Raw genomic sequence first — 26,135 nt, forward strand, 5'->3', positions numbered from 1 at the left:
AGACGCATTGCCCGGTAGCTAAGTTCGGCACAGATAAGCGCTGAAAGCATCTAAGCGCGAAGCTGGCCCCGAGATGAGTCATCCCTAGAGCTTCGAGCTCTCTAAAGGGTTGTTCTAGACTAGAACGTTGATAGGCAGGGTGTGTAAGCGCTGTGAGGCGTTGAGCTAACCTGTACTAATTGCCCGTGAGGCTTAACCATACAACACCCAAGAGGTTTTGGGTTGGACTTAAAATAAGCCAGTTGATTGTGGCGAGAACGAACAGCTTTCTAGATTTAGGAACGAATTTATCAAATACATCCTTGTATTTGACCCTGACGGGCCGCACTAAAGTGCGTTAAATTTTGTTCCAGACAAAATTTTGCTTGGCGACCATAGCGCTTTGGACCCACCTGACTCCATGCCGAACTCAGTAGTGAAACGAAGCAGCGCCGATGGTAGTGTGGGGTCTCCCCATGTGAGAGTAGGACATCGCCAGGCTTGCTTTCTTGTTTTCAGATTTTTGGAAAAATCTGAAGGCAAAAACGGCTCATCTTGTTGATAGCTCGATGCTGTTGATATCTGCGATGCTCATGTATTGGCATACACTGCGCGTCTCGATTCAACATCCTCATCGCATCAAACAAGATAACCTAATTAAAGCAGCTTAGTGTAAGACTTTAATTAGAAGTGATTTAATTATCAAAGCAGATAAAAAGTAAGACTTTGATGAAGCGTTTCGCTGATATAGCTCAGTTGGTAGAGCGCACCCTTGGTAAGGGTGAGGTCGGCAGTTCAAATCTGCCTATCAGCACCAGGTTTTTCTTGGCGGCCATAGCGTAACGGCACCACCTGAACCCATGCCGAACTCAGAAGTGAAACGTTGCTGCGCCGATGGTAGTGTGGGGTCTCCCCATGTGAGAGTAGGTCACTGCCAAGAGTTATTTATAAGCCCTCCGCATTTGCGGGGGGCTTTTTTCGTTTTTGCCTCTCCTCATTGATCCTGTCTTTTCCTATGCTTAAACAACACTTGTGCAATGATTGATTATTGCTTGAGCTCGGTCAGTGGCTGCGTTATGTTATTAGATATCTGGACGTCTAAACATCCCTAGGAGGCAGTGATGCCGATTAAAATCCCGGATCAACTCCCCGCGACCAATATACTGCGGCGCGAAAATATTTTCGTGATGACAGAAACCCGTGCGGTGAGTCAAAACATTCGCCCGCTGAAGGTGCTGCTACTTAACCTGATGCCGAAAAAAATCGAGACCGAAACGCAATTTATGCGTCTGCTTTCTAACAGTCCCTTGCAAGTGGATGTGGAGTTACTGCGGATAGATAATCGACCAAGCAAAAATACGCCTACCGAGCATCTTGATACCTTCTATCGTCAATTTGAGACTGTACGAACGCGCAACTTTGATGGTCTGATCGTGACGGGGGCACCGTTAGGACTGGTGCAGTTTGAGGACGTGATATATTGGGAGCACCTTCAAGATGTGATGAATTGGGCGCATAAGCACGTTACCTCAACCTTATATATTTGTTGGGCCGCGCAAGCAGGGTTAAAGTTGCTGTATGATTTACCCAAGAAAACCCGCAAAGAGAAGTTGTCAGGGGTTTACCGTCACCACATTAATGCTGAGTTATGCAAACACCCGCTATTACGCGGCTTTGATGATAGCTTCTTAGCGCCCCACTCACGCTATGCGGATTTTTCTCCGAGTTATCTGGCCGAACATACCGACCTCGATATTTTAGCCACGTCCAATGAAGCGGGTACCTATCTGGCGGCGACGAAAGATAAGCGCAATGTGTTTGTCACCGGTCATCCTGAGTATGATTCTCATACCCTGCATCATGAATACCATCGGGATTTAGAAGAAGGCATGGAGCCCGCGGTCCCCCTTAACTATTACCCAGATGACGATCCTTCGCAGCCACCGTATGTGAGTTGGCGCAGCCATGGGCATTTACTGTTTGCCAACTGGCTAAACTATTGTGTTTACCAGCAAACGCCCTTTGACTTGGATGCCTTTTCCGCGTCTAACTTTACTCTTGATGAATAAAAAAGCGCCCGCGGGCGCTTTTGGGTTAGGGACTCGGTTAGCTTTGATGTTTATCCATTTCGTCTTGTGCTGCGTTTGCTTTATCAACCATGCCTGTCATGGTTGAGCCTTGCACCAAAATGGAGAACACCACCACCGCATAGGTCATGATGAGGATCAGCTCGCGAACATCGATATTTTTTTCCGGCACCACCATGATGCCAGCGGGCACGGCCATTGCCATGGCCAACGCAAGCCCTCCGCGTAAGCCTCCCCAGCTTAATATACGTACTGCCCAAGGGTTATAGGTTCGAAAGCGCTTAAAGCCGAGGTAACACACTTTCACGCTAATAAACCGGGCGAGAAGCACAATAGGCACCACCGCCGCCATAATGATCCAGTCTTCTTTATGGAAACTGATTTGCAGCAAGCTAACCCCGATGAGGAGAAAGAGTAGGCTGTTAAGAAATTCATCGACCAGTTCCCAGAAGTGGTCGAGGTGATCTTCACTTTCTTTAGAAAAGCCAATAAAGCGGGTCCAGTTGCCAATCATAATCCCGGCAACCACCATTGCCAGCGGGCCAGAGACATGCAGCATATCGGCCAGGACATAGCCAGCGCTGGGGATAGCCAGCGTTAATAGCAATTCCATCGAGTGATCGTTGGTGGCACAAATCAAGCGATGGAAAAGATAGCCAAGCACCAGGCCATATAAAATCCCGCCAACGGCTTCTTGTAAAAACAAGGCAATGGTACCGCCCACCGTCGGGTTGTTGTTGCCAAAGGCCAGAGTAAAAAGAGTCACAAAGATCACGATACCCACGCCATCATTAAATAGCGACTCTCCCTCTATTTGTGTCGTGATCCGCATCGGTGCTTGCAGTTTTTTCACAATGGCGAGAACAGCAATGGGATCGGTCGGCGAGATCAGCGCGCCAAATAGCAGGCAGTAGAGATAATCGAAAGGAATACCGATCAGCTGAAACACGCCCCAGATACCGGTGCCGATTAAAAACACAGAGACCAATAGCCCGCCGATCACCAGGGTCGTGATCTCCCACTTTTGGTCGGAGAAAGAGGGAAGCTTGACACCAATTCCCCCCGCGAAGAGCAAAAAGCCGAGGACGCCTTTGAGCAAAAAGGTATCGAAGTGGATATCTGTCAGTATTTGCTCGGCCATGGTTTTGAGTGGAATGGCTTGGTATTGACCAGCGATCACTATCAACAAAGACAGTAGGAGCGAGCTAGCGGTAATGGCGATGGTGGTTTGTACTCGACTGATTTTACTATTAATAAAAGCGATAAAGATGGCTGCAGCAGCCATAAAGCTGAGGATTGCGTAAGTTGACATGCCGCTTCCTAGTACAACGAGGGAATGAAAAAATGTGTCAAAATATTAATAGAAATCGTTGTCAAAACGAACAGCTGAATTGAAATAGATCAAAATAAATTGTTATTTATAGACGTCTAGATTTCCATTTTCGCTGTGGTAGGATGAAATGACTGCAACGAGGAAGATGATAAGCGTAATAGTATGGACCGACTGACACAGCAACTGCGCGACCGTATTCTAGTGATCGATGGTGGCATGGGCACCATGATTCAGGGGTTAGGGCTCAATGAGGCCGATTATCGTGGCCAACGTTTTAAAGATTGGCATTGTGATGTGAAAGGCAACAATGATCTCTTGGTGCTGACTCAGCCTGATAAGATCGCTTCGCTACACAGTGATTATCTGGCCGCGGGCGCGGACATTATTGAAACTAACACCTTTAACGCCACCCAAATTGCGATGGCCGATTACGACATGCAGGCGCTGAGTGCGGAAATCAACTTAGCGGCAGCCCGGCTTGCGCGTGAGGTCGCTGATGCGTGGACGGCGAAAACGCCAGATAAACCCCGTTTTGTCGCGGGTGTGTTGGGGCCGACCAACCGAACGTGCTCAATCTCACCAGATGTGAATGACCCTGGGTTTCGCAATGTCAGCTTTGATCAGTTAGTCGACGTGTACGCCGAGTCCACCGAAGCACTCATTGAGGGTGGGGTTGATATCATCATGTTGGAGACCATTTTTGATACCTTGAATGCCAAAGCCTGTGCGTTTGCGGTTGAAAAGGTCTTTGATGCCCGTGGGTTTCGCTTACCCATTATGATCTCCGGCACCATCACTGATGCGTCTGGACGCACCTTATCCGGACAAACGACCGCCGCCTTTTATCACTCGCTGCGCCATGTTGAGCCACTGTCGTTTGGCTTAAACTGCGCACTGGGGCCGGCTGAATTGCGCCAGTATGTCAAAGAGCTGAGCGACATTTGTGAGGGCTTTGTCTCCGTCCACCCCAATGCGGGGTTGCCCAACGCGTTTGGTGAGTATGACCTTTCTCCCGAAGAGATGGCGACACACATTGATGAGTGGGCGGCGTCAGGCTTTATCAACTTGGTCGGTGGTTGTTGTGGTACCACGCCTGAACATATTCAAGCGATTAGCGACGCGGTGAAAAAACATGCGCCACGCTCTCTGCCTGACCACCCTGTGGCCTGTCGCTTATCTGGGCTCGAGCCCCTGACCATTAATGCCGATAGCTTGTTCGTTAACGTGGGTGAGCGCACCAATGTGACTGGCTCAGCACGCTTTAAACGCTTAATCGTTGAAGAGCAATACGACGAAGCGCTGGAAGTGGCATTGCAGCAAGTGGAAAACGGCGCCCAAATCATCGATATCAATATGGATGAAGGCATGTTGGATGCCGAAAAGGCCATGGTGCGATTCCTCAATCTTTGCGCGGCCGAGCCGGATATTGCCCGTGTGCCTGTGATGATTGACTCCTCCAAATGGGAAGTGATTGAAGCTGGCCTAAAGTGCATTCAAGGGAAAGGCATCGTCAATTCTATTTCGCTCAAAGAAGGAGAAGAGGCTTTTCTGCACCAAGCACGTTTAGTCCGTCGCTATGGCGCGGCGGTGATCGTGATGGCGTTTGACGAACAAGGTCAAGCCGATACTCAAGCGCGGAAAGTGGAAATCTGTACGCGCGCTTATCATCTTCTGGTCGAGCAAGTCGGCTTTCCACCGGAAGATATTATCTTCGATCCCAATATCTTTGCGGTTGCTACCGGCATTGATGAGCACAATAACTACGCAGTCGATTTCATCAACGCCGTGGCTGACATTAAACAAACCCTGCCGCATGCCATGATCTCGGGCGGCGTCTCCAATGTGTCGTTTTCGTTTCGAGGCAACAACCCAGTCCGCGAGGCCATTCATGCGGTGTTTTTGTATCACTGCATCAAAAATGGCATGGACATGGGGATCGTCAACGCCGGTCAGTTAGCCATCTATGATGATTTAGCCGAGTCTTTGCGCCTGGCAGTAGAAGATGTGGTGCTCAACAAAGATGATGGCGCCACGGAGCGTTTATTGGAGATCGCCGACAGCTATCGCGATAGTGGGGAGAACGAGGTCGCGGAAACTGCGGAGTGGCGCAGTTGGCCGGTGGAAAAGCGGTTGGAACATGCACTGGTCAAAGGCATTACAGAGTTTATTGTTGAAGACACCGAGCTGGCTCGCGCCGCGGCAAGTAAACCTCTAGAAGTGATTGAAGGCCCACTGATGGCAGGCATGAACGTGGTCGGGGACTTATTTGGTGAAGGCAAGATGTTCCTACCACAAGTGGTGAAGTCGGCACGGGTGATGAAGCAGGCGGTGGCTTACCTTGAGCCCTACATCAATGCTGAAAAGCAGCAAGGACAGACCAATGGCAAGATCTTGCTCGCCACGGTCAAAGGGGATGTGCATGACATTGGCAAAAACATTGTTGGCGTGGTGCTGCAATGTAATAACTTCGAGATTATTGATCTCGGCGTGATGGTGCCGACCGATAAAATCCTGTCGGTGGCGCGTGAGGAAAACGTCGATATTATTGGTTTATCAGGCCTGATTACCCCATCGTTAGATGAAATGGTGAACGTGGCGAAAGAGATGGAGCGCCAAGGGTTTGATATTCCTTTGCTTATTGGCGGCGCGACCACGTCCAAAGCCCATACCGCGGTGAAGATTGAACAGCATTACCATGCGCCCGTGGTCTATGTGCCCAACGCGTCACGTGCCGTGGGGGTGTGCTCATCGTTGCTGTCACAGACTCAGCGGCCGGATTTTGTGGCCCGTTTAGCCAAAGACTATGCGGCGGTGCGTGAGCAACATCAACGCAAAACGCCTCGAACCGCTCCCGTCACCCTTGAGCAGGCGCGGGACAATAAGTGGCAAACGGACTGGGCAAACTATGCTCCTCCGCAGCCGTTGAAGCCGGGCGTGCATGTTTACGATGATGTCTCGATAGCGACCTTACGTCAGTATATCGACTGGACACCCTTCTTTATGACGTGGTCACTCAGTGGCAAATTCCCGGCGATTTTGGATCACGAACTAGTGGGTGAGGAAGCGCGCCGTTTGTATCAAGACGCCAATGCTTGGCTCGATCGTTTCAAGGCAGAAGGCTTGGTCGCCGCGAAGGGAGTGTGTGGCCTTTTTCCTGCCAACAGCGTTGAGGATGATATTGAAGTGTATACCGACTCGTCACGACAAACGGTGAGCACCATATTGAACCACTTGCGTCAGCAAACGAAAAAGCCACGTGGTGCCAACTATTGCTTGTCGGACTTTATTGCGCCAAAAAGCAGTGGCCAGCCGGATTGGATTGGCGCATTTGCGGTGACAGGTGGTATTGGCGAATATGCCTTGGCGGAAGAATACAAAGCGAAAGGGGATGATTATAACGCGATCATGATCCAGGCGGTCGCCGATAGACTCGCAGAAGCCTTTGCAGAGTACCTCCATCAGCAAATTCGGATTACCTTGTGGGGCTATGCGCCCGATGAGACGCTCGATAACGATGCGCTGATCCGCGAGCAATACCAAGGGATCCGGCCAGCGCCGGGTTATGCCGCCTGTCCTGAACACAGTGAGAAAGACAAAATTTGGCAATTGCTGTCGGTAGAAGCGCATACGGGGATGACGCTTACCGAAAGCTATGCCATGTGGCCGGGGGCGTCGGTCTCAGGTTGGTATTTTTCCCACCCTGAGTCACGTTACTTTGCGGTGGCGAAGATCCAAAACGATCAGCGAGACAGCTACGCAGCACGCAAAGGGTGGAGCAGCGAAGAAGCGGAGAAATGGCTCGGGCCGAACTTAAACGGCTAACGAAAGAAGCCAGCACATTGGCTGTGCTGGCTTTTTTATTATTCAAATAAGTCCGCGTGTAACCGCTGCACCACCTGGGTGGCATCGTCATCTTCAACCACAACACATACATTGTGGTTGCTGGCACCGTAGCAAATCATGCGTAGTTTATGTTGTGCTAAGGCACTGAAAACTGGTGCTGTTGCGCCAGCAGTATGATTCATATCATTGCCAATCAGCGCTACCACCGCCAGGTTCTCGCAGATCTCGACATGACATAACTGGGTCAGCTCGGCGATAGCCGCTTGTGGCAGCTGCGGCGCGTCGCCCTGAGTGTTGGTTTGATCAAGGGTTAAAGCGACACTGACCTCCGAGGTGGTGATCAAGTCCACCGAGATTTCAAATCGTGCCAAAACCTCAAAGACTTTGGCCAAAAAACCATATGCATGGAACATGTTTAAGCTGGTTAGTGTCACCATGGTTTGGTTTCGTCGTAAGGCGACGGCACGAAACAGCGGTGCCGAGCGCGCTTGCTCGCGGATCCAGGTGCCGCCTTGCTCAGGCGCTCTCGCGGCCCCGACAAACACTGGTATATGTTGGCGCACTGCAGGCAGTAAGGTGGACGGGTGCAGGATTTTGGCACCAAACGTGGCCATTTCTGAGGCTTCGCTAAAACTAATCTCACTGATTGGGCGCGCTTGTTCGGCAATCCGCGGGTCGGTGGTATAAATCCCGGGCACATCGGTCCAAATGGCCAAACTCTCTGCGTCTACGGCTTCGGCGAACAGTGCTGCACTGTAGTCGCTACCACCACGGCCTAAGGTGGTGGTTTGTCCGTGGGCATCCGCGCCGATAAACCCTTGGGTGACCACTCGATGTGTGGCTAAATGCGGAAGCAATTGGTCGTGGCACTGTGTTCGCGTCTGTTGTGGGTCAGGCTGGGCACAGCCAAACTGGCTGTCGGTGCGCAGCAATTCACGCGCATCTACTCTCAAAGCGGTTATACCTCGGCTGTTGAGCAAATGGGTGAAAATATGGGTTGAGATCAGCTCGCCGCAGGCAACTAACGCATCCGTTAGCGCTGTGTCAGGAATGATGGCCGCTTTTTCGGCATACTCGGCAATGGCGAGATGCCAGTGTTCGACGGCTGCTTGCGTGTTTTGGCAATCAGGAAGTTGCTGCAATATTGCTTGGTGAATGGCATTAATGGCGTCCAACTTGGCTTGGCGCACGTCAGGGTCGCTGATCCCTTTTGCGAGCGCGACTAAATGATTGGTCACTCCGGCGCACGCACTGATCACGATTAAACGGGTTTGCGGGTTTTGCTCGATAACCGCGGCGCTTTGCTGCATCGCCTCTAGCGTCCCGACACTGGTGCCGCCAAACTTAGCGACTGAAATTGATGGTAACGGGTTCACGTCCTTTTCCCCTTTTGAGCTCGTGCTCATTGATTCAATATATTCAAAAGTCAGTGGGGAACATCAGAAGTCACATCGTGACCGCGATAAATACCGCGACAAGGTAGGAAGAGCAAACGGCAGGCATTCTGCCAGAAGCGCTCCACCTGTCTGTCCATATGGATGACAAGTGACAGCCTGAAGGATTCAGCCTTCAAGGCCGGCAGCGTATCGACCCCGATCTTACGCCACCTCGGCATTGTCTCCCCTGGTTATCACGCTTAGGAGTGGGGCTCCGCCTGATAACTGCCTGAGAAATGCACCTCTTCTGCATGTTCAGTCATGGGTTGGTGACCGCATGAACAGTTTTAACATTACGGGTGTGGTCGCAGGGTGTCAACCGTGTTTTTGCTCTTGATGGGGGAGCACTTCCCAGCCCCCGCTTTGACTGAGGAAAAGGAGGCCATCGCGCCCTATCGGCACTGAAAAGAAACATAAATCGCCGCTAGCGATCACACAGTTCATGTGCCAGAGGCTAGGGGGATGGCGAAAAAATATGCTATAACGGTGAGCCTCGGTACCAACAACAAGGATTCGTGATGGCTCGTGCAATTTCCGATATTCAGTCTTTTCAACCCGTCGCTCGCACATTGATGGGGCCAGGGCCCTCTGACATTTACCCGTCGGTGCTGCAATCATTGAGCAAGCCGACATTGGGGCATCTTGACCCCTTATTCATTGGCATGATGGATGAGGTCAAGCAGCTACTGCAGTACGCTTTTCAAACCGACAATCCGTTTACCATTGCGGTCTCTGCACCCGGGAGTGCGGGGATGGAAGCCTGTTTTGTCAATTTGGTGGAGCCTGGCGACACAGTGATCGTCTGTCGCAATGGCGTGTTTGGCGACCGGATGCGAGAAAACGTGGAGCGTTGTGGCGCACATGCGGTCATGGTTGATGATGCCTGGGGCGATCCGGTTAATCCTGAAAAGGTTGAAGCGGCCTTGAAGGCGCACCCGGAGGCTAGCATTGTCGCATTTGTCCACGCGGAGACGTCCACAGGCGCTTGCTCTGATGCACAGGCCCTTGCCACCTTGGCACGTGAACACGGCTGCCTCACCATTGTCGATGCGGTGACCTCACTCGGTGGCGTGCCGTTGAAGGTGGACGAGTGGCAATTAGATGCAGTCTATTCAGGCAGTCAAAAATGTTTGTCGTGTGTACCGGGCTTGTCGCCAGTGACATTCTCGCCCCGTGCAGTAGAAAAAATGCAGGCGCGGACTCACAAGGTGCAAAGCTGGTTTCTCGATCAAAGTTTGGTGCTGGGGTATTGGAGCGGCGACGGCAAACGTAGCTACCACCATACGGCACCCGTGAATAGTTTATATGCCCTACATGAAGCCCTGCTCAAACTGTATCACGAAGGGATTGAGAACGCGTGGCAACGCCACGATACCATGCATCAGCGTTTGAAAGCGGGATTGGACAATTTAGGGATTGGCTTTGTGGTCGATGAACCTTATCGTTTGCCCCAGCTTAACGCCGTTTATATTCCTGAGGGCGTGGATGATGCCGCCGTGCGCCAGCATTTACTTCACTCCTATAACTTGGAAATTGGCGCTGGCCTCGGTGATTTGGCGGGTAAAGCTTGGCGAATCGGCTTAATGGGCTACGGCGCAAGGGATGAGAACATTGCCCTGTGCCTTAAAGCCCTTGAAGAGGCATTGCGCTAGGGCGTCGAATGATCCGGTAGGGTATGGCGGATTGTCCATACCTTCGCCGCGTTTGGATACAAGTAACGTGCTTCTTGCTGGATATCGCGAGCCCGCTGACGGTCACCGATTTGTAGGGCCACTTGATAGGCATGCTGATAGCCAGCAAAGCGTGGTCGTTGTGCGACTTGGCGCAATAATTGGTTAAGGTGTTGCTGGCGCTCAGTGTCAGACAGAGTTGCTAAATTAGCCTGAAAGTGACGGCTTTGTTGTGCGTGGGCCAGCTTTTGCTGCCACCATGGATGTTGCTGGTATAAGGCAAAACGTTGCGAGCTGAGTAAAGAGTCGCGCAAATAACGATTGGCCAAATATACGGACGACAGGCACACGAGTGTCGTGATGACGAGGGCAGTGATCACGGTGCGACTGGCCACACGTTGGCTGTAACCATGAGTGAGTACCGGGTAGCGGCGATATTTGCTGGTGAGGTTATCAAGCCAGTATAGCCAAAGGAGTAACAATACCCCATTGAACCACTGGGTGCCGCTTACCGGATAGATCATCAGTCCAGTGAGCGGAGGTAGCACTAAAGCAATCAAGATCCGCCGTGTCCCTGAGGGAGCACGAAGGATCCTGACGCCGAGCGCCATGATCACCAACACATAGCCCAATCCAATCAATAAGCCTCCTTCCAACAGCCAAAACAGCAGTGCACTAGGCAGGTTCACTGGACCAAGATGGCCGGGTTGTGAAGCAGAAAGCAACAGCAAGGCCTGCTTACCATTCCCCATGCCCACGCCGAAAAAGGGCGTTGTCTGCCATTGTTGCCACGCTAATACCAACGCACGTCGCTCGCCGTCGCTTAGCCATTGCCAACTATCTTGACCACTGAGGGCAAATATCGCCAGGATCGCGCCGAGACAGACTGCCACAAGCCAAGTTTTGTGCTGGCGCCTGGAGGCAAAGCGACTCAAATAGGCTTGCTGTAACACGATGGCACACAAGGCAAAGAGCAGCAGCAGGGGCTGGCCTTGCATCGCTAACACTGGAATAAAAACCAAGGGGGTGACGGCCAATAAGCTTTGGCTGATGGGATGGCGGTAGCGGCCACTCGGCTCTCTGGCGAGAATATACGCCGCTAAGGTGAGACCTGTAAGTAGCAGTGTGTGCGTGACCGCAGGGGGCAAGTGAGGCACCCAGTTGTTAAACATAAAAGGCGCCATGCCCGGTGGTGATTGATTGCCCAACACCGACAGTACCGCTAGCCAAGAGGCGAGTAAAAATACCCCGAGTAGCTTTTGCCGCTGCGAATGGTTAAAAACAAACTGTTGAAGGCTGGAGAAGAAACCGAGGCTAAGTATCAAGGCGGCCATGGCATAGCCGCTATTGAGTGCCTCAGCGTGTGGGTAGTAATAAGGAATAATCGCCAGGCCCGTTGCCAAACCAAGCATCCAGGTCAGTCGGCTTGCCCGCCAAGTATGCTGACGCACGACTTCTAAGCAGGCAAACCCCAAGGTGAACGCGAGCGTTAACAAGGAAAGCGCCGCTGCAGGGTGACGTATGCCAACCAGCGGGAGAGACACCGAGTACAGTGGTAAGCAGATCAACCACAAGGCCGCTAACGTTAGTAGAAATGGGGTTGTTAGTGGCTTTCGTATCACGCGACTCTGCGGCAGCGCTGAGGTCATTATCGCTCCAACATAGGTTTGAGGAAGTGAGCGGTGTGGCTACCCACCACATCCACGATCGCTTCCGGTGTACCTTGCGCGATGATTTCACCGCCGCCATTACCGCCCTCTGGCCCTAAGTCGATGATCCAGTCCGCGGTCTTTATCACATCCAGATTATGCTCAATCACCACGATAGTGTTGCCCTGTTCGCGCAAGCGGTGCAGGACATTAAGCAGTTGCTGAATATCATGGAAATGAAGTCCTGTGGTTGGTTCATCGAGGATGTAAAGCGTTTTACCCGTGTCACGCTTAGACAGCTCTCGTGCTAACTTGACCCGCTGTGCTTCACCCCCCGATAAGGTGGTGGCTGCTTGGCCAAGGCGAATATAGCTCAGACCGACATCCATCAATGTTTGCAGTTTACGCTTGATAGCGGGCACGGCGTCGAAAAACTCACGCGCGTCCTCGACGGTCATCTCAAGGACTTCATCGATGGTTTTGCCTTTATAGCGTACTTCCAATGTTTCCCGGTTATAACGTTTACCTTTACACACATCACAAGGTACATACACATCGGGCAAGAAATGCATTTCCACTTTGATCACGCCATCACCTTGGCACGCTTCGCAGCGACCGCCGCGCACGTTAAAGCTAAAACGGCCCACTTTATATCCGCGTGCCCGTGCCTCTTGGGTACCGGCAAACAGCTCACGGATCGGGGTAAAGATCCCCGTATAAGTGGCTGGGTTTGAGCGTGGGGTACGACCAATGGGGCTTTGATCAATATCGATCACCTTGTCGAAATGTCCCAACCCATCAATCGACTCGTAAGGCGCGGGATCGGCGGTGGTCGCGCCGTTTAATTGCTGGTGGGCCACTTTAAAAAAGGTGTCATTGATAAGCGTTGACTTGCCTGAGCCTGACACGCCCGTCACGCAGGTAAGGAGTCCGACAGGTAGGTGGAGATCAACGTTTTTCAGGTTGTTGCCCGTCGCCCCTTTCAGCGTCAACATTTTGTTTGGGTCGCGCTCAATACGTTTTGCGGGGACCTCGATCGCTTGCTTTCCACTTAGATACTGACCTGTCAGTGATGACTCACTGGCGAGTATGTCCTCTAAACTGCCTTCGGCAACAATTTGACCACCATGTGCCCCGGCCCCCGGGCCAATATCAATAATGTAGTCGGCCGCGCGAATGGCATCTTCATCATGCTCGACCACCATGACAGTGTTCCCCAGATCGCGCAGATGCTCCAAGGTATCGAGCAAGCGGGCATTGTCACGCTGGTGCAGACCAATAGAGGGCTCATCCAGTACGTACATGACCCCCACCAAGCCCGCGCCAATTTGGCTGGCCAGTCGAATACGCTGTGCTTCACCGCCAGAGAGGGTATCGGCACTGCGCGATAAATTCAGGTAGTTAAGCCCCACATTGACCAAAAAACGCAGCCGGTCATGGATCTCTTTCATCACCTTTTCGGCAATCTTAGCGCGTTGCCCGGTCAAGGTCAGTTGTTCAAAGAAGTCCAGCGCCTGTTGAATGCTCAGCTCACAAATTTCGGGTAGATTGTGGCCGTCGATAAACACGTGACGAGCTTCTTGGCGTAAGCGTGAGCCACCACAGCTGGCACAAGGTTTGGTGGCGATATATTTGGCAAGCTCATCGCGCACAGCATTCGATTCGGTGTCGCGATAGCGACGCTCCATGTTATTGAGGATCCCCTCAAAGGGATGCTTACGTACGCGAATATCGCCCCGATCGTTGACGTATTTGAACTCGATCTCTTTCGGGCCGGAACCGTACAAGAGAATGTCCTGAACGGTGCCCGACAGATCCTGCCACGGCGTTTCCAAATCAAAGCCATAATGCTCAGACAGCGAGCGTAGCATTTGGAAGTAATAAAAGTTACGCCGATCCCAGCCGCGGATCGCCCCACCCGCGAGGCTGACGGCTGGATTTTGGAGAACGCGCTTAGGATCAAAATACTGTTGCACCCCCAAGCCGTCGCAGGTACCACAGGCACCAGCTGGGTTATTAAAGGAGAACAGGCGCGGCTCAAGCTCTTGCATGCTGTAACCGCAGTGTGGGCAGGCAAAGTTGGCGGAAAAAATGATCTCTTCCCCTTCACCGTCCATCCAACTGATCACCGCGCTGCCGCCTGTTAGCTCGAGCGCGGTCTCAAACGATTCCGCCAAGCGTTGTTGTTGATCGTCACGGACTTTAAAGCGATCGACCACCACCTCAATGGTGTGCTTTTTATGAAGCTCCAAAGTCGGCGGATCGGATAGATCGCACACTTCGCCATTGATTCGGGCGCGGATAAACCCTTGCGCAGCGAGGTTCTCCAGAGTCTTAACATGCTCCCCTTTACGGTTTTTAATGATCGGCGCGAGCAGCATCAGCTTGCTTCCTTCCGGCAGCGCAAGCACTTTATCGACCATCTGACTGACGGTCTGAGCCGCTAAGGTCACATCATGAGTGGGACAGCGTGGCTCGCCCACTCGCGCATACAGTAAGCGTAAGTAGTCATACACTTCAGTGATGGTGCCGACCGTTGAGCGCGGGTTATGCGAGGTGGACTTTTGCTCTATCGAGATCGCAGGTGACAGACCCTCGATATGGTCAACATCGGGTTTTTCCATTAAGGAGAGAAACTGGCGCGCATACGCTGACAAGGATTCAACGTAACGGCGCTGGCCTTCGGCGTATAGGGTGTCGAAGGCCAGCGATGATTTTCCCGAGCCAGATAGGCCGGTGATCACAATCAGTTTATCACGAGGGATGGTGAGGTTGATGTTTTTGAGGTTATGCGTGCGCGCGCCTCTGACGTCGATATTGTCCATTATTATCCTACTACTCAGTCAGCTCACTGGTTGGTCGCCTAGTATGGCACAGACATGACCATGACCAAATAAAAAGGCTGTATATTTACACAGCCTTTACTCGAAGGGAAAAACGCGCGATCCGACGCGGTTAACGTTATCGACGGTTTTTGACCGTCGCTTCGTCTTTGTTGCTTCCGCCAAGGTAGTGGTGCTTGTAGCAGTGATTGGTGGCTTCAATAAAGCCTTCTACGCTGCCACAGTCAAAGCGCTCGCCTTTAAATTTATACGCCAGTACACACCCTGACTGTGCTTGTTTGAGCAGCGCATCGGTGATCTGGACTTCGCCGTTTTTACCTGGCGGGGTCGTTTCTAACAGATCAAAGATATCTGGCGTTAAAATATACCGGCCAATAATAGCAAGATTGCTTGGCGCATCGCCGGGATCGGGTTTTTCCACCATGTTGTCTACGCGGAAAAGGTCATCTTTGATCTCTTGACCGGCAATCACACCATATTTATGGGTCTCATCTTCCGGGACTTCTTCCACCGCGACAATCGAGCAACGGAACTGGTTATATAGAGCGACCATTTGCTTGAGAACGCCATTGTCAGGATGGATGCAAAGATCATCGGCGAGCACGACAGCAAACGATTCGTCGCCGACTAGATCGCGACCAGTTAAAATCGCATGCCCGAGTCCACGCATTTCGTGTTGGCGAATGTAAGTGAATGACGCTTTCTCTATGGTATTGCGAATGTCATCGAGTAACACTTCTTTGTTGGTGCCACTGATTTGATGCTCAAGCTCATAGTTTTTATCAAAATGATCCATGATGGCATGCTTGCCACGACCGGTGACAATACACATGCCGTTGATACCCGCTTCCAAGGCTTCATCCACGCCGTATTCAATCAAAGGCTTGTTGACCACTGGCATCATTTCTTTCGGCATCGACTTGGTTGCCGGTAAAAAGCGGGTGCCATAGCCAGCCGCTGGGAACAGACATTTTTTTATCATCTCAGATCCTTTCGTTTTTGTTGGGTGGCGAGCGGTTTATGACGCGGTCGACACCCCTAAGCGGGTTGTTAGCAAGCGGCTGCTAACAATGTTATCTGGGTCAATAGTTTGCTGGGTTCAGTGCGGCTAAGCAAGTACTGCGCGCCAACGCGGCCAGATAGCGTGACCGTCCCCGCGTTGCTTAGTCCGCATGGGCGGAAAAATACGCCATAAATGCATCGGTAAAGGTTGATAAGGACGCCGGTGGGAGGGCATTAATTCCCGCCGCCGCGGCGCGGCCACCGCCTGTTGTGAATTGCTCGGCCAACTGCGCCGCCCCAGTAGGACGATTTAACGGGGCACGAATACTGACCATCCATTCTCCTCCTGGCATCGGCGTGAGCACGGCATGGGCTCTATCAGGATGGCGGTTGGCTAATTGGTTGCCAAACATGCCACTTATTCGGCGTGCCCAAGCGGCATCGGGAAGCTGATACACCTGTGCGTTTTCATCGCCCAGCGCCGGGGTTAGGGTTTGCGCATGCGCCCGGTCACTTTGATACGCGTCAGCCAGCGCCATCACGATGTCCGGATAAGCGCGCATAAAAGCATCGGGGGTCGAAAAGCCACACAGGTGACGATATAACACCGCGGGGGGCATAATGAGGTCATCCAAGCTCGCGCCATAGCTGTTGTAGTTGAGATAGTGGCCGAGCTGTGCCAGCCGCGCGCGCGTTTGCTCGTCAATACCCGACTGTTGAGCGAGGGCATTTGCAGTGCGATCCAGGTTATCGCCATACGCGCCAACTAACGCCCATTCTCGATACTGCCCACCGAGAAGTTTATCGATAATAAGCGCGGTACAGGTGTTAGCACTGGTATGAATATGTGCGTCTAACAAAGGCGAATCTGGGATGGGACCACTTTGATGGTGATCGGCATAGAACACGCGCGTGCCAGCCGCGAGTAATCTCGCGAGTGCGTCTTGGTTCTTCGCCATAGAAACGTCGAGTACTGTGACCTGCTCGGTGCCTGTGGGCACTTGCTTTAACAGAGCAATATCGCGTTTAACCCCAGTAATTAACGTGGTGGCTTGTGGGTGCGCTAAGCGCCATTGCACCAGCGCGGTAAGCCCATCGGCATCACCGTTAAAGACATCAAATCCCATCCTGTGATTCCTTTTTAACTGAGTAACGTGACATCCTACCTTGATGGGTGAGCTTGACCCAACTAGCGGTGATCGTCGTCGATGCCAGGATAGGCCTCAAGCCCCGTGGAGCCAATTAGGGATAAGTTGTTTTTCGCCCAAAACACGGCTTGTACTCGGTTTTTAACATTGATTTTCTTAAACACGTTATAAAGGTGCGACTTAACGGTATGCTCACTGACGTCCAATGCACGGGCAATGTCTTGGTTAGAGGCGCCCGTGACAAGGTGGCGCAGGATTTGTTGCTCGCGGTTGGTCAGGACAATGGCCTGCTCATCGATCGCTTGTTGGTGGTGCTGCTGATAATAGTGAATTAACGCGGCCATTTTGTGACGGGGTAGCCAGTACTCGCCAGAGAACATTTTTTCGATGCCATAACATAGGTGGCGGATCTCATCTTCTTTTTTAAAGACCCCTTTGATAAATGGCCAGCTGGCGAGTTCTTTGGCACTTAAGTCATGTGCATTGAGCAGCGCAAAGACATGTTGGTCGGCAAAGGGGATCAGCGATTGTTTTAGCTGCTCGGTGGCAATGTCATCAAAGGCGTTTAAGTCTACCAACACTAAACCGGGTCGTGCGGTGAGCTTGTCAGTGATCGCATCGGGCGTCACGAGCTCAACCTCGCTATGAATTGCTTTTTCTAAGCATGTCATCAGTGCAGACACAGACATGCTGGGCTGAGAAATAAGAAGCAGTGTGTAACTATCTGAGGTGGTTTCGGCCTGGTTCATAAGCATCCTACTGATGATGACTCAACATGCGTATCCGTGTGACGTCAGTGGGGTGATCACCGACGTCAAGGCTGGGCAAGCTTTCCATCAGTCTAAACCATTTTTATCTTTAAGGTATACGCTGCGAGTGATAACCCATTGTGCTGACGCTTTAACTGCAGAATATGGAAACAGATCGCGTGGAAAAGCTTCGAACCTCTGGGGTGCTCGTGCTAGACTTCCTCCTTATTTATCCAGTTTGCGAAATCGTTTCGCGCGCAACCAAGAACAGTGGGAGTCACCTATGGCCAGCCGTGGCATAAACAAAGTCATCTTGATTGGTAATTTGGGCAACGATCCGGAAATCCGTTACCTCCCCAACGGCGGTGCGGTGGCGAACCTCAGCCTCGCGACCTCAGAGTCATGGCGTGATAAAAACACCGGTGAGATGCGTGAGAAAACAGAGTGGCACCGTGTTGTGCTGTTCGGTAAAACCGCCGAAGTCGCGGGTGAGTATCTGCGCAAAGGCTCTCAGGTGTATATCGAAGGCCAACTGCAGACACGCAAGTGGCAAGACCAAAACGGGCAAGACCGTTATACCACGGAAGTCGCGGTACAACCGTTTAGTGGCAGCATGCAAATGCTGGGTGGCCGTGGTGGTCAGAGCCAAGGTCAGCCCATGCAGCAGTCACCGCAGCAGCAAGGTGGATGGGGACAGCCTCAGCAGCCTCAACAACCACAGCAAAACTTTAACCAACAGCCACCGCAGCAGTCGGCACCACAGCCACAGTCGCAACCTCAGCAGCAATACAACGATCTGCCTGATTTTGACGACGATATTCCGTTCTAAAACGGACTGCGTTAAGTGGCGAGTCAACGCCAACGTGGTTGAAACGAAAAAGCCCCTGTTGGGGCTTTTTGCTTTTTGACGTGGTCGGTTACTGAACGGGCTGGGTTAGGCGACACCAGGGCCCGCTTTTAAAAAGTGCGGCAATTGCGCCGGCGTTGGGCATTTTAACTGGCCCATTACTTGGGTCATTTGTTGGGTGAGCATATCTATCGCGTGTTCCCCCCCATGATGGCCCAACGCGCCACAGGCATAGACAAAAGTGCGGCCCAGCAGGGTGAAGTCGGCGCCCATGGCCATCGCTTGGGCTACATTCCCGCCGCTTTGTACGCCACTGTCCATCAGCAGTTTAATCTTGTCACCATATAAGCGCTTGATGGTTTGAATGGTATCCAGTGGCGACTCGCCAACATCTAACTGACGTCCCCCATGGTTGGATAAGACCACTGCGTCGGCACCGAGCGCAACCGCTTGTTTGACATCGTCTGGGTTGACCAAGCCTTTTAATACCAAGGGGCCGTCCCAGTTATCGCGGATCACCTTGAGGCTGTCGAAGTCGACGGCGCCCATCACCGTATTGTTCATAAAGTTCGCCAGTTCGCTGGTGGGCATGTTTTTTGGCATGTAAGGCTTGAGGGTTTGCATCTCAGGCACGCCAGCCAGTAACGTCTGCCAGCTCCATGCCGGACACTGCATCATTTGCACGATATTGCGCAGATTCATTTTCGGCGGCATCGCCAAGCCATTTTTTATATCGCGCGGGCGATAACCGAAGGTCGGCACATCCACAGTGACGACCAGCACTTTATACCCTGCACTTTTAATGCGACCCATGAGATCTTTACGGATCTTGGCATCCGTTGGGTTATAGAGTTGATACCACGCCGTTCCCTCAGAGATCTCGGCGATGGTCTCAAGACTCGCTGAGGATACGGTGCTGAGCACATAAGGAAGCTTTGCTTGATAGGCCGCTTTTGCCAAAATTTCCGGCGCCTTGGGCCACATTAACCCTTGAAGTCCGACGGGGGCGACGCCAAAAGGCGCGGCATAGCGTTGGCCAAATAGCTCGACGGATAAGTCGATCTCTGGGGTAGGCGCAAGCAAGTCAGACTGCAGTTTTACGTGTTCAAACGCCCCGGCATTGTGCGCCACGCCAATTTCATCGTGACAACCGCCGCAAAGATAATCAAAGGCGAAGGCTGGGATACGCCGTTTTGCTGCACGTTTAAGCGAGGGGGTATCAGGGTACTTAGGATTATAATAGGCCATGAATATTGCACGTTGTTGAGGTGAGTGTCTTGTCTCACCCTAGCGCAGTGATTGTTATCGATATATAGATAAAAGATAAAATACTTTTTCCAAAATCGGCTAAGCCCCGATGATAGTTGGCGTTACCTCTTGCTTTACCTGCACACTAAACGTACAAATCTTTAACTTTCTGTTTAATAAAATCGATAAATAATTTGGTTTTGGTGTGGTTGTATTCCAGCTTAGGGTAGTAGGCGTAGGCCGATAATCGTGGTTGCTTAAGGGCTGGTAGCACCGGGACCAATAAGCCTTGGTCGATTTCTTTTTGCACCGTCCCGGCGCCCCCTAAAATGATCCCCATGCCAATCACCGCGGCACTGACCAAGGCTTCAGGGTTGGGTGAGACAAAATTACCGGACAATTGTAAGCGGGTGCCATCTTCAAACACCCGCTCTTGAGGCTGATGCGAATTACCGTACAGCAAAATATTATGCTGGGTAAGTTGCGCTGGCGTGGTGATGGGCGGATGGCGCTCGAGGTAGGCAGGGGCAGCAAAAAAGCCAGGTTGAAAATCAAATAACTTGGCGGCGATGTAGCTGGCGGAGTTAAAGTACTCGAGTTCACGACTGATCACCACGTCCAGATTCAGATCCGGCAGCTGGCCAGGGGTGAGGGTGGTGAGTTCGACTTTGATTTTCGGATAAATCTCAAGAAACTCAGCAATAAAGTTGACCAGAAAGCGGTTCCCTGTCACCAATGGCGCACCGATACGCAATACACCACTGACCTCACCAAAGGTGGAGGTGGTCTCACTGACTAATTGTTGCCAGTCGTCGACCCACGTCTTGGCGCGGTGGTAGAAGAGATCACCCGCATCTGTCATCGACAAACTGCGTGTGGTGCGTTTGAGCAATTGAACCCCCAGTTGGCGTTCTAGCCAGCTTAGGCGTTTTGACAGGGCAGAGCTTGAGGTGTGTAGCTTGGTGGCCGCTTGGGCCAACGAGCCATGATCCACCACGCAGATAAAGCTTTGTGTACAGGTAATCCAGTCCATGAGTCCTCGTTGCGTAAAAAGACAGCCACCGATTCGTGGTCTAGGCATTCACATTATGATAACCAAGCCTGATAATAGCGGCTACTAGCCCCCGAAGGCGACCCAAGTCAGCAGAGAATCATGGATAGAACAGCCAGTGCGATCAAAGTCAGCGGTATGAAGCTGACCAACCGACTCGTTGCATTTGTCACGCTTATTGTGGTGTGTGCCATTTTTGTGTTGTTTATCGGCGGTGCGATCAGCTTCCGCCAATTGGGGATTGATTTCATCTCGCATTATGTTGACGGCATGGTTGAGGTGATTGATCAAGAGATGGCCAGTGACCAGCGTGATAACCAATACTTTTCTCGCTGGCTTCCCAAGATGCTTAAAGCCAGTGACGTGACGTCCCTCACTATCTACTCGGACGCCGGGATCTTGTATCAATATGAGCAAATTCAATACCAGGCGGTGACCAATCAACAGGTAATCTCTCGTGATATACCGCTCGATAGCAACCCAGGGTTTGCGGTCAAACTGACCTTTGTGCCGCCGTATGCGGAGTTTGCCTATTCCATTGGTCCATTGTCCTCCTTATCGGCGGCGATTTTGGTGATTGTCTTGGGGCTCACATGGGGGATCCGTTGGCTCCGGCGTCAGCTGTATGGCAGTGAGGTGCTCGAGCAGCGTGGCCGACTGATCTTAGCGGGGCGACTCGATGATGCGCAGCAAGGTGATAGCCGCGAGTGGCCAATCCCTGCCAGTGCGGCGTTAACGCAACTGATCGAAGAGCTTAAAGAAGCGCGCCAAGAGCGTAGTCGTTTTGACACCTTTATTCGCACCAACACCTTCTTAGACCAACTCACCGGCGCCGCGAATCGCGTGATGTTTGATAATCGCTTGCACACACTAGCCAGTGATGATGCCAGCCAAGGCAGTGTGATCCTAGTGAGGGTGGCGGAATGGGAAGATCTGGTGGCGCAGCACGGGCAAGAAGCCGCCGATCAATTGATTCAAGCGATTGGCAATGTTCTGTCGAATGCGATTCAGCGTTTTCCGGATGCCGTGTTGGCACGTTATTTTGCCTCGGACTTTGCCATTTTGCTGGTCAACCAAGCGGGAGAAGAAGTGCATCCCTTTTTAGCGCAAATCACCAATGCGTTAGATAAACTCGCGCCACCCGAGGCGTTGGATCAAGATAATTGGTTCCACCTTGGGATGACCTCATTTGGCGCCAGTGAGCGACGTGGGCGACTAATGGATGAAGCCGAACGTGCACTTAAAGCGGCGGCGCTAACCGGCCAGAATGGTTGGTCACAGTTCGACAAACAACTAAGCCAACTGGATAAACGTGGTAGTGTACGTTGGCGCACCTTACTCGAGTCGGTGATGGCGGGAGAAGGGCCAATGCTTTATCGCCAACCGGTGTTTGCGCGAGATGGCAAAACCCGCCTTCATTATGAACTTTTAGGCCGAATTAAGGACGAAAAAGGCAAGGTGCTTAAGGCCTCGCGCTTTTGGCCAGGGGTAGAATGGGTTGGCATGGACGTGGCGTTTGACAAGGCGACCGTGGGTCGCGCGCTGTGGTGGCTAAAAACGCGTGACTACATCGATAACTACGCCGTCAATGTAAGTGCGTACTCACTTTGTCAACGTGAGTTTGTGGTGTGGTTGCGCGATATGTTGCTACAAACGCCAAGAAGTACATTGAATCGCTTACTGGTGGAAGTGTCTGAAGGCGCTTTGGTTTCACACTTTGATGCGGCGCGGCCTTGCTTACGAATGATTGCCGCGTTAGGGTGCCGTCTAGTTGTTGACCAAGCAGGTAGAACGATAGTAAGCACTCACTATGTTAAAGATATTCAACCCGCTTATATTAAGCTTCATCGTAGTTTGGTGCGCAATATCCACCAACGGCCAGAGAACCAGCTGTATTTACGCAGCGTGTTAGGTGCTTGTGAGGCTACCACCACCGAGGTACTGGCGGTAGGCGTGGAAACCAATGAGGAATGGTCAGTGGTGAAAGAACTGGGTGTCGCAGGCGGACAAGGGCGGCTGCTTGGGGCGGAAATGTCTCCGCACCCAGCACAGAAAAAACGCCGCCGATGGGGGAAGCGATGAGTCAAGCCATCAAGCTCTCCCACCAACAAGGACGCGGGTGGTTAGAAGCCTTATTACTGGTCAGTATTTTGTCGGTGCTGGTGGTGATTGCGATCCCTAAGTTCTACGATTATGAGGCGGATGCTAATGTATCCGCGCTAAAAGGCTTAAAAAGCGGCATCGACAGCGCCATGACGCAAACACACGCGTTGGCCGAGAAGAAAAAAGTCAGTGATCAGGCGGAACAATCACTGACCGTCAACGGCACGTCCATTCGTGTGTCTTATGGCTACCCTGAGGCAAGTGCCTTGCCTGAGTTAGTGACGGCGCTGAAGGATGCAACGCGTTGGCAGTTGCGACGCTATCCAGAGAAAAATCGGGTCGACTTTATCTGGCGGCTCCCTGATCAGCCAGCGACGGATTGTTACTTAACGTATTACGAGGCAACGGCGTCAACGAAGGCATCGACGCAGTTGGTGATTCATCAGTCATGCCAATCACCGACCCGATAAAGATAAAAGGAATAATGCGTTTTTGATGGAAAAACCATCAAAATGACAGCGCATTGAAAAAAAACACAGATCTCATTCAGGTTTACAGCACCGTATCTTGCCGCTTACCTTGCGCGTTGATACATTTAGCTCAATTTGTCTGATTTCATAGCTTGCAGGATTAATCGACCATCATGTTTAAGAAACTTCGCGGGATGTTTTCCAACGATCTATCCATTGACTTGGGAACCGCCAATACACTGATTTACGTAAAAGAACAGGGCATTGTTCTGGATGAGCCGTCTGTTGTCGCTATTCGCCAAGACCGTGCAGGCTCTCCCAAGAGTGTGGCTGCTGTGGGTCATGATGCGAAGCAGATGCTGGGTCGAACACCGGGGAACATTGCCGCGATTCGTCCAATGAAAGACGGTGTGATTGCTGATTTCTACGTCACCGAAAAAATGCTGCAGCACTTTATTAAATCGGTGCACGATCACAGCTACATGCGTCCAAGCCCGCGCGTCTTGGTGGCCGTACCTTGTGGCTCAACCCAAGTTGAACGCCGAGCCATCCGTGAGTCGGCATTAGGTGCCGGTGCACGTGAAGTCTATTTAATTGATGAGCCCATGGCAGCGGCGATTGGCGCAGGCTTGCCGGTATCAGAAGCAACGGGTTCGATGGTGATCGATATCGGCGGTGGTACCACAGAAGTGGCGGTCATTTCGCTTAATGGCGTGGTGTATTCATCGTCGGTACGTATTGGTGGTGACCGTTTCGATGAATCGATTATCAACTATGTTCGCCGAAATTATGGCAGCTTGATTGGTGAAGCCACCGCAGAGCGCATCAAGCATGAAATCGGCTCCGCTTACCCAGGCGATGAAGTGCGTGAAATTGAGGTACGTGGTCGTAACCTTGCTGAAGGGGTGCCGCGTAGCTTCACACTTAATTCCAATGAGATCTTAGAGGCCCTGCAAGAGCCGCTAACCGGGATTGTCTCTGCGGTGATGGTGGCGCTCGAGCAATGCCCACCAGAGCTGGCGTCTGATATTTCTGAGCGTGGCATGGTGATCACCGGTGGTGGTGCGCTGCTGCGCGATCTTGACCGTTTGCTTACCGAAGAAACCGGCATTCCAGTCGTCGTTGCTGAAGATCCGCTGACTTGTGTCGCACGTGGCGGAGGTAAAGCGCTAGAAATGATCGATATGCACGGCGGTGATCTTTTTAGCGAAGATTAACGTGACTGCGCCTACAAACAGGTCGTTTTCATTATGAAACCTATGTTTGGCAGAGGACCCTCTCTGCAACTGCGCCTGTTTTTCGCTCTTTTACTATCAGTCAGCCTTATGCTGGCTGATAGTCGTCTTGATGCGTTCGCAGGAGTGCGTTATTTCCTAAACACGCTGGTGGCACCGCTACAGTATGCGTCCAACGTCCCGCGCGACACCTTAGATGAACTGGTGATGCAGTTTCGCTCTCATCAACGTTTAGTGGCAGAGAACCGCGCATTGCGAAAACAGGTGTTACAACTGGAAAGTGACCAGCTTCTTTTAGCGCAGACAGAGCGCGAAAATCAGCGCCTACGCGAGCTACTGGGCTCGTCGTTTATTCGTGACGAACGGAAAATGGTGGCTGAAGTCATGGCCGTTGACTCGGACCCTTATAAACATCAAGTCATGCTAGATAAAGGGCGGACCAATGGGGTTTATGAAGGGCAACCGGTAATCAACGAGCACGGGGTGGTTGGCCAAATTGCGTATGTGGGCGCCCACAATAGCCGCGTTCTGCTGCTGACCGATCCCACCCATGCGATCCCGGTTCAGGTCATGCGTAATGATATACGGGTGATTGCCTCTGGGCGCGGGTCGACCCACTACATTGGTTTAGACAATATTCCTAGCAGCACGGATATCAAGGTGGGTGACAAGTTAGTTACCTCGGGACTGGGCGGTGTCTTTCCTGAAGGCTACCCGGTTGGTACGGTGACGGAGTTTTCGTTTGATAATAAGCGCCCATTTGCGCAAGTGCGAGCCACCACAGCAGTGAAGTTTGATCGCCTGCGTTATCTGCTTTTGGTGTGGCCAACACCTGAAAAGGGCGAGAATGCACGCCCGGATCAACCTGTCGCGCAGCCGCCATCAGACACCGCACCATCACCTGATACAGCGCCATCTCCAGATGGTGAGGGAGAATCGCCGTAATGGCAAATGTGACATTTCGCGGCCAGTTTGTAATTTGGCTCTCTTTTATCATAGCGCTGATTTTGCAAGCCGCGCCCTGGCCGGGGGAGCTTGCACCCTTTCGTCCTTCTTGGGTATTGCTGGTGACGTTTTATTGGGTGCTGGCATTGCCCCACCGGGTTAATGTCGGTACCGCGTTAGTACTCGGCCTCTTATGGGATTTGATGTTGGGCTCGACCCTTGGGGTGCGTGGCTTGATGATGGCGATTTTGGTTTACATCGTCGCGCTGAACTTTCAATTGTTACGCAACATGTCTTATTGGCAGCAGGCACTCTTATTGGCATTGCTGACCTTGGCGGGAAAATTGATCGAGTTCTGGGCGGAGTACTTGGTGTCTAACGTACAGTTTAATCCAGAGCAGCTTTGGGCGGGTGTGCTTAACTTTATACTCTGGCCTTGGATCTTCCTATTATTGCGCCGTTTACGCCGTCGCTTTGCCATTCGCTAACGCACTAAT

18 protein-coding genes, 1 tRNA gene, 3 rRNA genes and 1 riboswitch are annotated in these 26,135 nt (G+C 51.9%); of the genes, 13 read left to right on the forward strand and 9 right to left on the reverse strand.

Annotation, left to right across the window (positions count from 1 at the left end):
• The 5 genes from WN56_RS04425 to metA form a co-directional block, all read left to right on the forward strand.
• A 23S ribosomal RNA gene (locus WN56_RS04425) occupies positions 1-200 on the forward strand; the annotation flags it as partial.
• A 164-nt stretch (positions 201-364) separates the two neighbouring features.
• Positions 365-480 (forward strand): 5S ribosomal RNA (gene rrf / locus WN56_RS04430).
• A 240-nt stretch (positions 481-720) separates the two neighbouring features.
• Positions 721-796 (forward strand) — tRNA-Thr (locus WN56_RS04435).
• Positions 797-803: 7 nt separating this feature from the next.
• A 5S ribosomal RNA gene (rrf, locus tag WN56_RS04440) occupies positions 804-919 on the forward strand.
• 181 nt (positions 920-1,100) lie between these two features.
• Positions 1,101-2,048 (forward strand): homoserine O-succinyltransferase, encoded by a 948-nt coding sequence (gene metA, locus WN56_RS04445; RefSeq protein WP_046073872.1) that lies wholly within the window; start codon positions 1,101-1,103, stop codon positions 2,046-2,048.
• 37 nt (positions 2,049-2,085) lie between these two features.
• Here metA and WN56_RS04450 read toward each other — a convergent pair whose 3' ends face one another.
• On the reverse strand, positions 2,086-3,378 hold the full coding sequence (locus WN56_RS04450; RefSeq protein WP_046073873.1) for a sodium:proton antiporter: 1,293 nt from the start codon (positions 3,376-3,378) through the stop codon (positions 2,086-2,088).
• Between the two features lie 183 nt (positions 3,379-3,561).
• Between WN56_RS04450 and metH the strand changes: the two genes are divergently transcribed.
• Positions 3,562-7,221, forward strand: a complete 3,660-nt coding sequence (gene metH / locus WN56_RS04455; RefSeq protein ID WP_046073874.1) for a methionine synthase — start codon at positions 3,562-3,564, stop codon at positions 7,219-7,221.
• 38 nt (positions 7,222-7,259) lie between these two features.
• On the opposite strand, the gene lysC is transcribed toward metH, so the two are convergent.
• A complete protein-coding gene (gene lysC / locus WN56_RS04460; protein WP_046073875.1) occupies positions 7,260-8,648 on the reverse strand; it encodes a lysine-sensitive aspartokinase 3 in 1,389 nt (462 codons plus the stop codon).
• A 97-nt stretch (positions 8,649-8,745) separates the two neighbouring features.
• A riboswitch (Lysine riboswitch) is annotated at positions 8,746-8,933 on the reverse strand.
• A 263-nt stretch (positions 8,934-9,196) separates the two neighbouring features.
• Here lysC and WN56_RS04465 point away from each other — a divergent pair.
• A complete protein-coding gene (locus tag WN56_RS04465) occupies positions 9,197-10,330 on the forward strand; it encodes an alanine--glyoxylate aminotransferase family protein (RefSeq protein WP_046073876.1) in 1,134 nt (377 codons plus the stop codon).
• On the opposite strand, the gene WN56_RS04470 is transcribed toward WN56_RS04465, so the two are convergent.
• The 5 genes from WN56_RS04470 to WN56_RS04490 all read right to left on the reverse strand — a co-directional run bounded on the left by WN56_RS04470 (position 10,327) and on the right by WN56_RS04490 (position 17,739).
• On the reverse strand, positions 10,327-11,997 hold the full coding sequence (locus tag WN56_RS04470; RefSeq protein WP_046073877.1) for a Wzy polymerase domain-containing protein: 1,671 nt from the start codon (positions 11,995-11,997) through the stop codon (positions 10,327-10,329). The genes WN56_RS04465 and WN56_RS04470 overlap by 4 nt on opposite strands.
• On the reverse strand, positions 11,997-14,822 hold the full coding sequence (gene uvrA, locus WN56_RS04475; RefSeq protein WP_046073878.1) for an excinuclease ABC subunit UvrA: 2,826 nt from the start codon (positions 14,820-14,822) through the stop codon (positions 11,997-11,999). Before uvrA ends, WN56_RS04470 begins: the two co-directional genes overlap by 1 nt.
• A 136-nt stretch (positions 14,823-14,958) precedes the next feature.
• Positions 14,959-15,822, reverse strand: coding sequence for a UTP--glucose-1-phosphate uridylyltransferase GalU (galU, locus tag WN56_RS04480; RefSeq protein ID WP_046073879.1), 864 nt, complete (start codon positions 15,820-15,822; stop codon positions 14,959-14,961).
• Between the two features lie 181 nt (positions 15,823-16,003).
• A complete protein-coding gene (locus WN56_RS04485) occupies positions 16,004-16,969 on the reverse strand; it encodes a hypothetical protein (protein ID WP_046073880.1) in 966 nt (321 codons plus the stop codon).
• Between the two features lie 62 nt (positions 16,970-17,031).
• Positions 17,032-17,739 carry a LuxR C-terminal-related transcriptional regulator gene (locus WN56_RS04490; RefSeq protein WP_046073881.1) on the reverse strand — a complete coding sequence of 236 codons (708 nt, stop codon included), beginning with the start codon at positions 17,737-17,739 and terminating at the stop codon, positions 17,032-17,034.
• 283 nt (positions 17,740-18,022) lie between these two features.
• Here WN56_RS04490 and WN56_RS04495 point away from each other — a divergent pair, with 283 nt between their 5' ends.
• Complete coding sequence (locus WN56_RS04495; RefSeq protein WP_046073882.1) at positions 18,023-18,568, forward strand: single-stranded DNA-binding protein; 546 nt, start codon at positions 18,023-18,025, stop codon at positions 18,566-18,568.
• 105 nt (positions 18,569-18,673) lie between these two features.
• On the opposite strand, the gene WN56_RS04500 is transcribed toward WN56_RS04495, so the two are convergent.
• Both WN56_RS04500 and WN56_RS04505 read right to left on the reverse strand, forming a co-directional pair.
• Positions 18,674-19,834, reverse strand: coding sequence for an alpha-hydroxy acid oxidase (locus WN56_RS04500; RefSeq protein ID WP_046073883.1), 1,161 nt, complete (start codon positions 19,832-19,834; stop codon positions 18,674-18,676).
• Positions 19,835-19,979: 145 nt separating this feature from the next.
• Complete coding sequence (locus WN56_RS04505; RefSeq protein ID WP_046073884.1) at positions 19,980-20,867, reverse strand: LysR family transcriptional regulator; 888 nt, start codon at positions 20,865-20,867, stop codon at positions 19,980-19,982.
• Positions 20,868-20,987: 120 nt separating this feature from the next.
• On the opposite strand from WN56_RS04505, the gene csrD reads away from it, so the two are divergent.
• The 5 genes from csrD (at position 20,988) to mreD (ending at position 26,126) form a co-directional block, all read left to right on the forward strand.
• Positions 20,988-22,967, forward strand: coding sequence for an RNase E specificity factor CsrD (gene csrD, locus WN56_RS04510; protein ID WP_046073885.1), 1,980 nt, complete (start codon positions 20,988-20,990; stop codon positions 22,965-22,967).
• A complete protein-coding gene (locus WN56_RS04515) occupies positions 22,964-23,458 on the forward strand; it encodes a hypothetical protein (RefSeq protein ID WP_046073886.1) in 495 nt (164 codons plus the stop codon). Before csrD ends, WN56_RS04515 begins: the two co-directional genes overlap by 4 nt.
• A gap of 173 nt (positions 23,459-23,631) precedes the next feature.
• Positions 23,632-24,675 carry a rod shape-determining protein gene (locus WN56_RS04520; RefSeq protein WP_046073887.1) on the forward strand — a complete coding sequence of 348 codons (1,044 nt, stop codon included), beginning with the start codon at positions 23,632-23,634 and terminating at the stop codon, positions 24,673-24,675.
• Positions 24,676-24,708: 33 nt separating this feature from the next.
• On the forward strand, positions 24,709-25,638 hold the full coding sequence (gene mreC / locus WN56_RS04525; protein WP_077606033.1) for a rod shape-determining protein MreC: 930 nt from the start codon (positions 24,709-24,711) through the stop codon (positions 25,636-25,638).
• Complete coding sequence (gene mreD / locus WN56_RS04530) at positions 25,638-26,126, forward strand: rod shape-determining protein MreD (protein ID WP_046073888.1); 489 nt, start codon at positions 25,638-25,640, stop codon at positions 26,124-26,126. The genes mreC and mreD overlap by 1 nt, the downstream gene beginning before the upstream one ends.
• Positions 26,127-26,135 lie beyond the last annotated feature (9 nt).

The organism is Salinivibrio sp. KP-1, assembly GCF_000968645.1.
Lineage (GTDB): Bacteria > Pseudomonadota > Gammaproteobacteria > Enterobacterales > Vibrionaceae > Salinivibrio > Salinivibrio siamensis.